The 11,772-nt window shown below is 66.7% G+C and carries 12 protein-coding genes and 1 pseudogene; 4 read left to right on the top strand and 9 right to left on the bottom strand.

The genetic code is table 11. The features are described from left to right. Positions 1-53: 53 nt before the first annotated feature. Genes A9975_RS28010 through A9975_RS27995 form a run of 4 tightly spaced genes read right to left on the bottom strand, consistent with a single transcriptional unit; the run spans position 54 to position 3,599 of the window. The gene (locus A9975_RS28010) at positions 54-674 is read right to left on the bottom strand and encodes a YbhB/YbcL family Raf kinase inhibitor-like protein (RefSeq protein WP_183035585.1); all 621 of its coding nucleotides are present in this window, start codon (positions 672-674) and stop codon (positions 54-56) included. Further along, positions 671-1,297 (bottom strand): 3-isopropylmalate dehydratase small subunit, encoded by a 627-nt coding sequence (leuD, locus tag A9975_RS28005; RefSeq protein WP_220810925.1) that lies wholly within the window; start codon positions 1,295-1,297, stop codon positions 671-673. Before leuD ends, A9975_RS28010 begins: the two co-directional genes overlap by 4 nt. 2 nt (positions 1,298-1,299) lie before the next feature. Beyond that, entirely contained in the window at positions 1,300-2,700 is a 1,401-nt protein-coding gene (gene leuC / locus A9975_RS28000) for a 3-isopropylmalate dehydratase large subunit (protein ID WP_183035583.1), read from the bottom strand. 2 nt (positions 2,701-2,702) lie between these two features. Beyond that, positions 2,703-3,599, bottom strand: coding sequence for an oxaloacetate decarboxylase (locus A9975_RS27995; RefSeq protein ID WP_183035582.1), 897 nt, complete (start codon positions 3,597-3,599; stop codon positions 2,703-2,705). Between the two features lie 198 nt (positions 3,600-3,797). Between A9975_RS27995 and A9975_RS27990 the strand changes: the two genes are divergently transcribed. After that, the gene (locus tag A9975_RS27990) at positions 3,798-4,601 is read left to right on the top strand and encodes a GntR family transcriptional regulator (RefSeq protein WP_183035581.1); all 804 of its coding nucleotides are present in this window, start codon (positions 3,798-3,800) and stop codon (positions 4,599-4,601) included. Between the two features lie 24 nt (positions 4,602-4,625). Here A9975_RS27990 and A9975_RS27985 read toward each other — a convergent pair whose 3' ends face one another. The 3 genes from A9975_RS27985 to purT form a co-directional block, all read right to left on the bottom strand. After that, positions 4,626-5,003: a DUF427 domain-containing protein gene (locus A9975_RS27985; RefSeq protein ID WP_183035580.1), complete on the bottom strand. Its 378-nt coding sequence runs from the start codon at positions 5,001-5,003 to the stop codon at positions 4,626-4,628. 67 nt (positions 5,004-5,070) lie between these two features. Further along, positions 5,071-5,769 carry an aspartate/glutamate racemase family protein gene (locus tag A9975_RS27980; protein WP_183035579.1) on the bottom strand — a complete coding sequence of 233 codons (699 nt, stop codon included), beginning with the start codon at positions 5,767-5,769 and terminating at the stop codon, positions 5,071-5,073. A gap of 100 nt (positions 5,770-5,869) precedes the next feature. Then, a complete protein-coding gene (gene purT, locus A9975_RS27975) occupies positions 5,870-7,075 on the bottom strand; it encodes a formate-dependent phosphoribosylglycinamide formyltransferase (protein WP_183035578.1) in 1,206 nt (401 codons plus the stop codon). Positions 7,076-7,291: 216 nt separating this feature from the next. Between purT and A9975_RS27970 the strand changes: the two genes are divergently transcribed. From A9975_RS27970 to A9975_RS27960, 3 genes are all read left to right on the top strand, one after another. Next, positions 7,292-8,329, top strand: coding sequence for an OmpA family protein (locus A9975_RS27970; RefSeq protein WP_183035577.1), 1,038 nt, complete (start codon positions 7,292-7,294; stop codon positions 8,327-8,329). A 102-nt stretch (positions 8,330-8,431) separates the two neighbouring features. After that, positions 8,432-9,226, top strand: a complete 795-nt coding sequence (locus A9975_RS27965; protein ID WP_183035576.1) for an SDR family NAD(P)-dependent oxidoreductase — start codon at positions 8,432-8,434, stop codon at positions 9,224-9,226. A 121-nt stretch (positions 9,227-9,347) separates the two neighbouring features. Continuing rightward, positions 9,348-9,887: an Rrf2 family transcriptional regulator gene (locus A9975_RS27960; RefSeq protein WP_183035575.1), complete on the top strand. Its 540-nt coding sequence runs from the start codon at positions 9,348-9,350 to the stop codon at positions 9,885-9,887. Positions 9,888-9,926: 39 nt separating this feature from the next. Here A9975_RS27960 and A9975_RS27955 read toward each other — a convergent pair whose 3' ends face one another. Together A9975_RS27955 and A9975_RS27950 are read right to left on the bottom strand one after the other, a co-directional pair. After that, positions 9,927-11,135, bottom strand: coding sequence for an NAD(P)/FAD-dependent oxidoreductase (locus tag A9975_RS27955; protein WP_183035574.1), 1,209 nt, complete (start codon positions 11,133-11,135; stop codon positions 9,927-9,929). A gap of 507 nt (positions 11,136-11,642) precedes the next feature. After that, positions 11,643-11,772 (bottom strand): annotated as a pseudogene (locus A9975_RS27950) (IS5/IS1182 family transposase); the annotation flags it as partial.

Here is an 11,772-nt window from a genome sequence, read left to right as displayed (position 1 = left end):
CTCCGTATTTTCTGGTGGTAACCCGTGGTGTTTCCGGCTAGCCGTGCGAGCACTCAAGCCGGCGCGACGTTCGCCGGAGTCAGCGGCCGGCCACGCCAGTCGCGCTGGAACACACCATCGAGCCGGCCCCGCGCGATGGCATGCACGCGCAGCCACGCCAACAGCGCTTCGCGCGCAAGACCGGCTGGCGGTTCGGCGGCAAGCGCGAACAGCTGGAACACGTAGCGATGTGGCCCGTGCCCCGGCAGGGGCCGCGGGCCGTCGTAAGCTGCATTGCCCAGCCCGTTGACGGCCAGTGTCACGCCGGCCGGCAACGGCGCGCGCGACAGTGCACCTTCGGCCAGCGCGCCGACCGAGGCCGGGCCCCAGGCAAGCGCGTGCACGATGGCGTAAGCCAGCGGCACATCCGGATCCTCGACCAGCAACAGCCAGTGCGTGGCCGTTGCCGGCAATCCCGTCCAGGCCAGCGCGGGCGAGCAGTTGGCGCCCACGCCCGCGTGGCGCACGGGCATCGCGCCGCGATCGGCAAACGACGCGCTATGCAGCGCCAGCGTCTGGGGCAATGCCGCCAGCACGGCGTCGCTGCTCGCCAGGCTGCCATCGCCCGCGTGGCGTCCGCGCAGCAGCAGGCCGGCTGCGCGCAGCAACAGTGGATGCCGCAACCGGGCGTTCATGCCGCGTCTTGCCGGCGCACCGTCCAGGCCCAGGGCCGGCGGGTGCGATCGGCTTGTTGCCAGGCACGGATCAGCGCATCGTCCTTGAGCGTAAGGCCGATATCGTCCAGCCCGTGCAGCAGGGCTTCACGACGCAGCGCGTCGACGGGAAACGCAACGGTCGCGCCATCGGGCGCGGTCAGCGTGGCGCTCGCCAGGTCCACGCGCACCGGCGCGCCGCTTGCGCATTGCGCGGCCAGCGCTTGCACCGTTTCGGCGGGGAGCTGGATCGGCAGCACGCCATTCTGGAAGCAGTTGTTGTAGAAGATATCGCCATAGCTCGGCGCGATCACGCAGCGCACGCCCAGGCCCATCAGCGCCCACACCGCGCCCTCGCGCGAGGACCCGCAGCCAAAATTGGCGCCGGCCAGCAGTACCGGCGCGCCGCGAAACGCCGGCTGGTTGAACGCGCAGCCCGGGTCCTCGCTGCCATCGGCGCGGTAGCGCAGCGCTTCCAGCGCGTAGGGGCCGAGTTGCTCGCGCGGCAACGCGGTGAGCCGCTCGATGCGGATGATCACGTCGGTGTCGACGTTGGCGCGCAGCAGCGGCACGGCAGCGCCCGTAACGACCGTAAAGGGTTGCATGGTCATGTGAGTTTCCGTACGTCGGCAATGCAGCCTGTGACCGCGGCGGCGGCGGCCATCGCGGGGCTGGCAAGATGGGTGCGGGCACCTGGCCCCTGACGCCCGACAAAATTGCGGTTGGAGGTGGAGACCGAGCGCTGGCCGGGCGGCACCTGCTCGCCGTTGGCGGCCACGCACATACTGCAGCCGGGCTCGCGCCAGGCAAAGCCCGCCTCCTCGAACACGGCGCGCAGCCCTTCGGCCTCGGCCGCGCGCTTGACGTTCTCCGAGCCCGGCACCACCCAGGCGGTCACGCCCGGGGCCACGCGCCGCCCGCGCGCCACCGCGGCCGCTGCGCGCAGGTCGGACAGGCGCGAGTTCGCGCAGGAGCCGATAAAAACCCAGTCCACCGGCGTACCGGCGATGGGAGCATTGGGTGCCAGGCCCATGTAATCCAGCGCGGCGCCAATGGCGGCACTGGCCGCCTGGTCGCTGGCGGCGGCCGGATCGGGGATATGCCCGTCGATCGCTATCGCGTGCTCGGGGCTGGTGCCCCACGTGATGGTGGGCGCCACGGCGGCGGCGTTGATCACCTCTTCGCGATCGAACACGGCACCGGCATCGGTGGCGAGCGTGCGCCAGTACTCGGCCGCGCCGTCGAACTGCGCGCCGGTGGGCGCATACGGGCGGCCGCGCAGCCATTCGATGGTGCGCGCATCGGGCGCCACCATGCCAAAGCGCGCGCCCAGCTCCACGCTCAGGTTGCACAGCGTCAGGCGCCCTTCCACTTCCAGCGCTTCGATGGCCGTGCCGGCAAACTCGATGGCATAGCCGCCGCCAGCCGCCGCGCCGAGGCGGCCGATGATATGCAGCGCCAGATCCTTGGCGGTGATGCCCTCGGGCAGCACGCCGTCACATCGGATGCGCATGCGCCGCGGCTTTTGCTGGCGCAGCGTCTGCGTGGCAAGCGCGTGCGTGCTCTCGGACGAGCCAACGCCGAAGGCCATCGCGCCCAGGCCGCCATTGGTGCAGGTATGGCTGTCGCCGCAGATGACCGTCAGGCCGGGCAGCACGATGCCAAGCTCCGGGCCCATCACGTGGACGATGCCCTGCCCCGGCTGGCCAAGATCGAACATCGTCACACCCGCCGCGGCCGAGCGATCGCGCAGCGCTGACCACAGGCGCGCGCCCGGCACATGGGTATTGCCATCGCGCCCGGGCTGGCTGGAGACGGCGTGGTCCGGCGTGGAGAACACCAGCGCCGGATCATGTAGCGGCAAGCCGCGCGCCGCCACCTCGGCCAGCGCCGGCGGGCCGGAAAGATCGTGCAGCAAGTGACGGTCGATGTGCAGCAGCGCCCAGCCATCGCCGAGCTCGCGCACCACATGCGCGTCCCAGAGCTTGTCAAAGAGAGTGCGCGCCATCGTCAAGCCTTTGCGCTTGCCGGCGCGTCGGGGTTGGTGGCGCGCTCGCCGGCATTGAAACGCTGGCGCAGGCTGTCCCATTCATCGGCGCCGAAGCGGCGGAAGGTCTGCCCCACGCTGGCCGATACGCCCGGCGCGGTAAAGGTGGCCTTGAGTTCGGCCAGCGCTTCGTCGCCCGCCTGGATCGCGGCCTTGAGCATCAGGCCCGGCAGGATGGCCACTTTATAGCCCATGACCTCGGCCTCGCGCAGGTCGAAGATCGGCGTGCGGCCGCCGGGCACCACGTTCAGCAGGCAAGGGCCGCGCACCAGCCGCGGCACTGCCGCGACTTCCTCGATGGTCTGCGCGGCTTCCACGAAGGCCAGGTCCGCGCCAGCTTCCAGCGCGGCGTTGGCGCGCCAGATGGCCTCTTCCAGCCCGAGCATGGCGCGCGCATCGGTGCGCGCGATGATGACGAAATCCGGCGTGCGGCGCGCCTGCACCGCAGCGCGGATCTTGGAGACGAACTCCGCGCGCGAGACCACCTCCTTGCCATCCAGGTGGCCACAACGCTTGGGCGCAACCTGGTCCTCGATATGGATCGCCGCCACGCCACGGGCCTCGTACTCGCGCACGGTGCGGGTAACGTTGAGCTGATTGCCGTAACCGGTGTCGGCGTCGGCAATCAGCGGGATCGACACGGAGCGCGCCATCACCGCGGCGTTTTCAACCATCTCACTCATCGTCAGCAGCCCGAAATCAGGGAAGCCGCGCGCCGCCGACGTGCCGGCGCCGGTCATGTAGCAGGCGGAGAAGCCGGCCTGCTCGATCAGGCGCGCGCCGATGGCGTCGTAAGCGCCGGGCGCGATGATCATGCCGGGCGCCTGCAGGCACTGGCGAAGGATAGTTGCGAGGGTCATGGACGGGTCCTGTGTGCTTGCGGTGAGTGACGGAATGCGTGCGGAGTGAGCATCACCGCGGCGGGGAACGGGTTGTCGACCGTCACGCAGTGTTTATGTGTTTATATTCTAGATACAACTTACCGGTTCCGTCAAGAATCGGGAAATTCGCCGCTGGACCGTTGTGCTATGCTGCCCACGCCACTAAACCGTCACCTCATGCCGCGCACGACCGACTCCCCTTCGACGCTGGGCCATATGCCCGGCACCTCACTGCACCGGCAGCTCTTTCTCGTGCTGCGCGACGAAATCACGCGCGGCGTCTATGCGGAAACGGGGGCTTTGCCAAAAGAAGAAGCACTGTGCGAGCGCTTTGGCGTCTCGCGCATCACGGTGCGGCGGGCGCTATCCGAGCTGGCAGCGCTGGGGCTGGTGGAGCGGCGCCATGGCCTTGGCACCTTTGTGCGGGCGGACATGCCGGCGGGGCGCAGCAGCCCGAGCCTTAGCGTGATCGACGGCCTGCGCAAAGCGGCACTGGAGACGGACGTCGAGGTCCTTGAGGTGACCACCGCCGTGCCGCCGGCGGACATTGCCCAACTGCTGCAGCTTGCCCCGGGCGAACAAGCCGTGCACGCGCTGCGCCTGCGCAGCATCAAGGGCACGCCGGTGATGCTGACGGATGCATGGGTTCCCGCCGCACTGGGCAAGCGCGTGTCGGCAGCGGCGCTGCGCAAGCACGCGCTCTACGAGATCCTGATGGCGCAGGGAGTGAAGTTTGGCCGCGTGGTACAGGAAATCACGGCCCAGGCGGCCGACCCCGCCTATGCGGGCTGGCTGCGCACGGAGGTTGGTGCGCCGCTGCTCAAGCTGGTGCGCCTGCTGCATGACCCGGAGTCGCGGCCGGTCCAGTACATCACGGTGCATATGTCCCCGGAACGCAGCCGCATCCTGATGGATATCTCGGCGGACAAGGTCAACACGCTAAGCGCCGGCCAGTTCGTCCACGACGTGCCGCGCGGCTAAGCGCATGGCCCTGGCGTTCACTGGCTAGCCCTGCTGCTCGATGGCATCGACGCGGCTGGGGTAGAAGGCCACGTGGTCCTTGATGGCCTCGACGGCGGCATACGGTGCCTCGTAGGTCCATGCCGCATTGACCGATCGCTCACCGCCCGCAGGGATGCTGTAGTAAGCGCAATCGCCTTTGTACGGGCAGTAGGTGGCGTGGTCCGTGCGGGCCAGCAGCGACATATCGACATCCTTGCGCGGAATGTACTGCACCGCCGGGTAGGATGCCTCGCGCAGCGTGAGCGCGCTGCGGGTGTCGGCAACGACGGCGCCGCCGAGCGTCACGACGACGCGCGCGGGGTTCGCCTCGATCACGATCGGATGATCGGGCCCCGGGATCTTGATGGGCTTGCTGGTCATGGCTGGGCTTCCTGATGGATTGCAGGGCCCACCAATACTACGCGTGAACCCGCCGGCTTGCCCGGCATCAAGATGCGCCTTGCACCGCCCTGCGCAGCGCCGCCTGCGCCAGCAGCCGCGTGGAATCCAGCGTCGGCAGTGGCGAATTAGCGTCGTTCACGATCAGCGGGATTTCCGTGCAGCCGAGTACAACAGCATCGCAACCCTGCGACTTCATCCGCCCGATAACCCGCTGGAAGTAAGTGAGTGCTTCCGGGGTGGCGATGCCGCCCACCAGTTCGTCCATGATGATGCGATTGATTTCATCGCGCTCGGCGGGCTCTGGCCGCATGAAGCCGAGCCCGCGCGCGGCAAGCTTTTCGGGGTAGACCTCGCTGTCGACAAGCCAGCGCGTTCCCGTCAGGCCCAGGCGGGTGAAACCGCGCTCCGCCGCGCTCTCGGCGACCACCTCGGCGATATGCAGCCAGGGCCGCGGCGAACGCGCCGCCACGTACGGCAGCGCCTGGTGAATGGTGTTGTCGGGACAGATCAGGAAATCCGCGCCCATGCCAGCGAGCTTGCTGGCAGAGGTGAGCATCAACTCACCTACGGCCCGCCAGTCGCCGCGATCCAGGTGCTTGACGTACTCGGCAAGCGACGGGGTGTGCATGGATATCTCGGGATGCGCATGCGGCCCGAGCAGCCGCGCGCCCTCCATGCAGATGGTCCGGTAGCAAAGCGCGGCGCCTTCGGCGGAGCAGGCAACGATGCCGATATGCTGGGTCATGACGGTTGGCTCCATGCGACGTCACGTCAAATCACGGGATCATGCGCGGCGGCTGATTCAGCCGCCGCGCACCGAGCTGGTAAAGCAAGTTAGCGCTGGCTCAGCCTGCCACGCGCGGCTTCACACGTCCCGCCGCATCCTTGGCGCGCACGCGGGCCGCTTCCACGTCGGCGTCATACGCCAGCGCCACGCCCATGCGGCGCTTGGTGAAGCTCTCCGGCTTGCCGAACAGGCGCAGCTCGGTCTGCGGCACGCGCAGCGCCTCGTCCACGCCGTCGAACACCACGCCCTTGGCATCCACGCCGCCGTAGATCACCGCACTGGCGCCCGGGCTCTTGAGCGCGGTGCTGACCGGCAGGCCGAGAATGGCGCGCGCGTGCAGCTCGAACTCGTTCTGCCACTGGGTGATCATGGTCACCATGCCGGTGTCATGCGGACGCGGGCTGACTTCGCTGAACCAGACCTGCTCGCCCTTGACGAACAGTTCCACGCCGAACAGGCCTTGCCCGCCCAGGTTGGCGGTGACGGCCTGCGCAATCTGCTGGGATTTTTGCAGCGCGGCCGGATGCATCGGATGCGGCTGCCAGCTTTCCACGTAATCCCCGCTGACCTGCACGTGGCCGATCGGCTCGCAGAACTGCGTTTGCACCTGGCCGTCGGCGCCGATCGCGCGCACCGTCAGCAGCGTGATTTCGTAGTCGAAGTCGATGAAACCCTCCACGATCACGCGGCCGTGGCTGACACGGCCACCGGCCATGGCGTAGTCCCATGCGGCCTTGACGTCGGCGGGGCCGTCGATCTTGCTCTGGCCCTTGCCGGAGCTGCTCATCACCGGCTTGACCACGCACGGGTAGCCGATGCCGGCATCGATGGCCGCCTGCAGCTCCTCCAGCGAGTCGCAGAACTTGTAGGGGCTGGTGGGCACGCCGAGCGTCTCCGCGGCCAGGCGGCGGATGCCTTCACGGTCCATGGTCAGGCGGGCCGCGCGCGCCGTGGGGATGACGCGCACCACGCCGGCGGCTTCCAGCGTCTCCAGCATCTGCGTGGCAATGGCCTCGATCTCCGGCACCACCAGGTCCGGCTTCTCGGCCTCGATCAGCGCCTTGAGCTGGTCCGGGTCGCTCATGGAAATAGTGCGCGCATGGTGCGCCACCTGCTGGCCGGGCGCATCGGCATAGCGGTCCACCGCAATCGTTTCAACGCCGAGGCGTTGCAGCGCGATCAGGACTTCCTTGCCGAGCTCGCCGGAGCCCAGCAGCATGACTTTGGTCGCGCCAGGCGAGAGAGGGGTGCCGATAGTGGTCATGTGGGACCCTTGGGATCAAGTAAAAACAGCGATTGTACGTGGACCGAAAGAGCCCGCCCAGGCGGGCCGGCAAGCCGGCCCAGGAGGCATGCGAGCCCGGTGAGGCTTTCGCCACATCGACGCGGCCTTGACACCAAACCCGCGTAGAATCCGGCTCAGTGAATTTACCAATGGGTCGGGTTTCATCGACCTGAATACACACAGGGATCGGACAATATGCAAGCATGGTTGAAAGTCGGCTGTACCGTTGCATTCGTCGGCGTACTCGCGCTGTCGGGCTGCAAGAAAAAACATGACGCGGCTGCGCCGGCCGCCGATCAGGCCGCAGCTCCCGTGGCCGCATCACCGGCTCCTGCCGCCGCATCGGCCACAGCCCCGGCCGCCGCCAGGTTCGATATCGCGAGCGTGCCGATGTCCACTGCCGAGCTGCCGCCCTTCCCCTATATCGATTGGCCAAGCGGGCTGATCGACGGCCACAAGTTTGTCAAAAGCTCCGAATTCGACCGCATCTACGTGATCGCCGGCAGCCAGCTCCTGCCGGTCGAAGGACGCTACGAAAACCGGCATTTCATGAACTCGGACGCGAAGCTGTCCGACCTCGCCGCGCAACGCAATTACGAAACGGTCATCAAGGCGCTGGGCGGCGTCAAGGTCAGCGCCATGCTGCCGACCAACCCCGCCATGCTGGCCCAGAACAACAACGACCTGGGCGACCTGGTCGTCAACAAGTTGCGCGCGGCGATGAGCCCCGACAGTTATGACTACTACCTGATCCGCAAGCCGGAAGGCAACGTCTGGATCGGCCTGCTTGTCGGTGGCGGCTACACCCAGATCATCACGGTCACGGAAGGCCAGATGAAGACCGTGGTGGGCCTGGTCAAGGCCGACGACATGCAAAAGGCACTCGATGAAAAGGGCCATATCGCGCTCTACCTGAATTTCGATACCGACAAGGCGGCCATCCGCCAGGACGACCAGCCGGTGATCGACGAAATCGGCAAGCTCCTGGACAAGGCGCCTACGCTGAAGCTGTCGATCGATGGGCATACCGACAATGTCGGCGATGAAAAGCACAATCAGCAATTGTCCAGGAAGCGCGCCGAAGCCGTAGCCGCCGCACTGATTGCAAAGGGTGTCGACAAGTCCCGCGTGCGTGCCGAGGGCTTTGGCGCCAGCAAGCCGATTGCCGACAATGCCAGCGAGGAAGGCCGCGGCAAGAACCGGCGGGTGGAACTGGTGCGCGTGGCTGCCTGAGGACGGGCCTTGCCGAAATCCGCGGAGCCAATACACTAGGTCAGTCGGCCTGCGCTCGGCAGGCCTCCCTACCGGGCTAACCAACCATAACCAGGAATGGCCATGAAAATTGATCTCACGGGCAAGATCGCCCTAGTTTCAGGCTCCACCGCCGGCATCGGCTTCGCAACGGCCAAGGGCCTCGCCGGCGCGGGCGCCAGCGTCATCCTCAACGGGCGCAGCGAGGCTACGGTGGACAAGGCCCTGCAAGCGCTGCGCGCCGCCGTTGCCGGCGCTGACGTGATGGGCTTCGTCGGCGACCTTGTCGACCCCGAGGTCTGCGCCCGCCTGGTGGCGGCCCATCCCCGGGTGGATGTGCTGGTAAATAACCTTGGCATCTTCCAGCCGCAGGACTTCTTTGAGACGCCCGACAGCGAGTGGACCCGCTTCTTCGAAACCAACGTCATGTCGGGCGTGCGGCTGTCACGGGCCTATGCGCCATCGATGGCCGAGCGCAAATGGGGACGAATCGTGTTCGTCTCGTCGGAATCGGCACTGAATATCCCCGTCGACATGATCCACTACGGCTTTTCCAAGACCGCGCAACTGGCAGTCTCGCGCGGGCTGGCCAAGCGGCTTGCCGGTACCGGCGTGACCGTCAACGCGGTACTGCCCGGCCCCACGCTCTCGGAGGGCGTCACCGACATGCTCAAGGATGCCATGGCAAGCTCGGGGCAATCCGCCGAAGCCGTGGCAGCGGACTTCGTCAAGACACACCGTTCCACCTCGATCATCCAGCGTGCCGCCAGCGTCGAAGAAGTCGCCAACATGATCGTCTATGCCTGCTCCCCGCAAGCCTCGGCCACCACCGGCGCCGCATTGCGCGTGGACGGCGGGGTCGTGGATACGATCGCCTGAGCCCTGCGTGCAGCGTTCCTCGCGCGGCCATGTGGCCGCGCCCGCCGGCCGTTCCCGACGCTTGCGCTTCGCACCGAATCTGTATAGGCTGAACTACGATTCAATCTATCTTAGTTAAGCCATGTCCCACATCAGCACGGGCGTCGAATACGGACTGCACTGCCTCCTGTTCCTCGCCGACCCAACGGCAAGCGTCAAGGAAGCCAGCGTGCGCGACCTGGCCGAGCTGCAAGGCGTCCCTGCCGAATACCTCGCCAAATTGTTCACCAAGCTGGCCAAGGCCAACCTGGTCGTGGCGACCGAAGGCATTCGCGGCGGCTTCTCGCTGGCGCGGCCGGCCGCATCGATCACGGTCATGGATGTCGTGCAAGCTATCGACGGCGACAAGGCGCTGTTCGACTGCCGCGAGATCCGCGAGCGCTGCGCGCTGTTCGATGCGTCGCCGCCCGCCTGGGCCACCCGTGGCATCTGCTCCATCAATGCCGTCATGCAGGCGGCAGAAAAGGCCATGTGGCAGGAACTGGCCAAGCACACGCTCGCCGATCTCGCCGCGCGGACCCTCGTCAAGGCACCGGCCAACTTCGGCCCGCACGTAGTGCGATGGCTTGCCGACCGTGCCACCCACCGGCGTGGCGAGCGCGATACGGCAGACAAAGGCTAGGCCGGGTGCGCGCGATTCCGGCCAGCCAACGCAGCGGATTTACGCTACCACGGTGCGATCGGGATTGGCCGCGGCCAGTGCCTGCGCGCGATCGGCGCTGGGCGGATAAATCCATTCGGAATTAATCCGGCCCTTCAGCGCCTTGGCGTCCGCGCCAACGAGCTTGACTTCACGCTCCCAGCCCTCGGTGTAGACCGCGCCCCACGGGCCCAGGTCCAGGCACGTGACGTACCTCGGCTGGCGGTAGGGAATCGGTGCGAGGCCGAGCAGGTCCGCAGCAACGTTGTGCCCCGCCGAGCGGCCAAGGTTCATCGCGTGCTGGCACGACATCGCGGCATAGTTGCCGTCATCGTCCGTGGCGGCATACGCGACATCACCGGTGGCGAACACGGCATCCACGCCCTTGACGCGCAGGTTGCTATCCACATGCAGGCGACCGAATGCATCGCGCTGCGCGGGGATCTGCTGCGTGAGCGCGCTGGCGCGCACGCCTGCCGTCCAGATCACCGTCTTGGCATCGATGCGCCCGCCATCCGCCATGGTCAGGCCGTTCTCGTCGACTGACGCCACCGACGCGCCTGGCCGCCAGGTCACGCCAAGCTCTTCAAGCGCTTGCGCGATAACGGGACGCGGGCCGGCGCCAAGCGCGGTGGCCACTTCGTCATGGCGATCGACCACAATGACGTTCACCTCGGCGTCCTCGCCCAGCGCTTCACGCAGGCGCGCCGGCATTTCGGCCGCGGTCTCGATGCCGGTGAAGCCGCCACCGGCCACCACAATGGTATTGCGCGCGGCGGATGCCGGATGATCGGCAAGGCGCTTGATATGCGCCTCCAGCTCGGCCGCTTCATCGATCTGGTCCACGCTGAACGCATGCTTGTCCAGGCCTGGGATCTGCGGGCGGAACAGGCGGCTGCCCGTAGCGAGCACGAGGCGGTCATAGGACAGCGTGGACCTCGCTTGCTCAGCGCCAACCACCTCGACCTCATTGCGGTCCGCATGGATGCGCTCGACGGTGCCCTGGATGAACCTGACGCCGACCGCATCGAAGATGTCGCTCAGCGGCGCCTTCATCCGCGCGGCGCCTGCCTCATAGAAGCGCGGACGCACATGCAGCTCCGGCTGGGGCGCGATCAGCGCGATCTCCACATCCTTCTGGCCGTGCAGATCGATCAGGCGCGCCGCGCTCAGCGCGCTCCACATACCGGCGAAGCCGGCGCCAACGATCAGGATACGTTTTGCCGTCATGCAACTCCCCTCAATGTATGCATGCGTACATGCGGCCGGACCTCGCACGCCGTGCGACGCGTCCGCCCATAACTACGATTCTATGAGTCGTAGTTTAGAAACTCAAGGGTTTTTTACGGCACGCGTTGCCAACGGCGAGTTCGCCGCATGCGGCGACGATGCGCCTTGCCTGCGGCAGCAGCACGAGATCGTAGTGAGGGGATCGAGCGCGCCAAGCAGCATTGCGTGATGTTCGGCATCACGTTGGCGCGTCAGTGGTGGCGGTGTGGGTTGCGGCCCTGTGATCGCCGGAGGTTACTTCCGAGGGCCATTTATTACTGATGGCTTAGTGCCTTTCGTTCTTTTCATTTTCCTTTAGGGATGGTGTTCAAAACGACGTCAGCAGGTTCGTGCTGACAGTGTGAGCGTGACAAGATGAATTTGATGAGCGCTTCGGCCAGAATTCGGCACCGGCTTCGGCATCATCACCGGCGTTGTCGCCCGCGTTTCGCGTCGGCGAAGGCGCACTCATCCTTTGGCGCCCGGCTGCAGTCGATGGCGCATCATCCACAGATTGCTCAAGGCAAACAGCGTCTGCAGTTGCTGCGTGTTCTTCATCAAGCCACGGTAGCGCACCTTCATGTGGCCGAACTGGCGC

Origin of the sequence: Cupriavidus sp. UME77 (genome assembly GCF_014170355.1) — a bacterium.
GTDB classification, from domain to species: Bacteria; Pseudomonadota; Gammaproteobacteria; order Burkholderiales; family Burkholderiaceae; genus Cupriavidus; species Cupriavidus basilensis.
This window is presented reverse-complemented; position numbering and strand designations above follow the sequence as displayed.

Excerpts from the sequence above, each read along its gene's own strand:
- A9975_RS27955 (WP_183035574.1), bottom strand. The coding sequence starts at position 11,135 with ATGACGGCAAAACGTATCCTGATCGTTGGCGCCGGCTTCGCCGGTATG.
- A9975_RS27970 (WP_183035577.1), top strand. The coding sequence starts at position 7,292 with ATGCAAGCATGGTTGAAAGTCGGCTGTACCGTTGCATTCGTCGGCGTA.
- A9975_RS27965 (WP_183035576.1), top strand. The coding sequence starts at position 8,432 with ATGAAAATTGATCTCACGGGCAAGATCGCCCTAGTTTCAGGCTCCACC.
- A9975_RS27995 (WP_183035582.1), bottom strand. The coding sequence starts at position 3,599 with ATGACCCTCGCAACTATCCTTCGCCAGTGCCTGCAGGCGCCCGGCATG.
- A9975_RS27960 (WP_183035575.1), top strand. The coding sequence starts at position 9,348 with ATGTCCCACATCAGCACGGGCGTCGAATACGGACTGCACTGCCTCCTG.
- A9975_RS28010 (WP_183035585.1), bottom strand. The coding sequence starts at position 674 with ATGAACGCCCGGTTGCGGCATCCACTGTTGCTGCGCGCAGCCGGCCTG.
- leuD (WP_220810925.1), bottom strand. The coding sequence starts at position 1,297 with ATGCAACCCTTTACGGTCGTTACGGGCGCTGCCGTGCCGCTGCTGCGC.
- A9975_RS27985 (WP_183035580.1), bottom strand. The coding sequence starts at position 5,003 with ATGACCAGCAAGCCCATCAAGATCCCGGGGCCCGATCATCCGATCGTG.
- A9975_RS27990 (WP_183035581.1), top strand. The coding sequence starts at position 3,798 with ATGCCGCGCACGACCGACTCCCCTTCGACGCTGGGCCATATGCCCGGC.
- leuC (WP_183035583.1), bottom strand. The coding sequence starts at position 2,700 with ATGGCGCGCACTCTCTTTGACAAGCTCTGGGACGCGCATGTGGTGCGC.
- A9975_RS27980 (WP_183035579.1), bottom strand. The coding sequence starts at position 5,769 with ATGACCCAGCATATCGGCATCGTTGCCTGCTCCGCCGAAGGCGCCGCG.
- purT (WP_183035578.1), bottom strand. The coding sequence starts at position 7,075 with ATGACCACTATCGGCACCCCTCTCTCGCCTGGCGCGACCAAAGTCATG.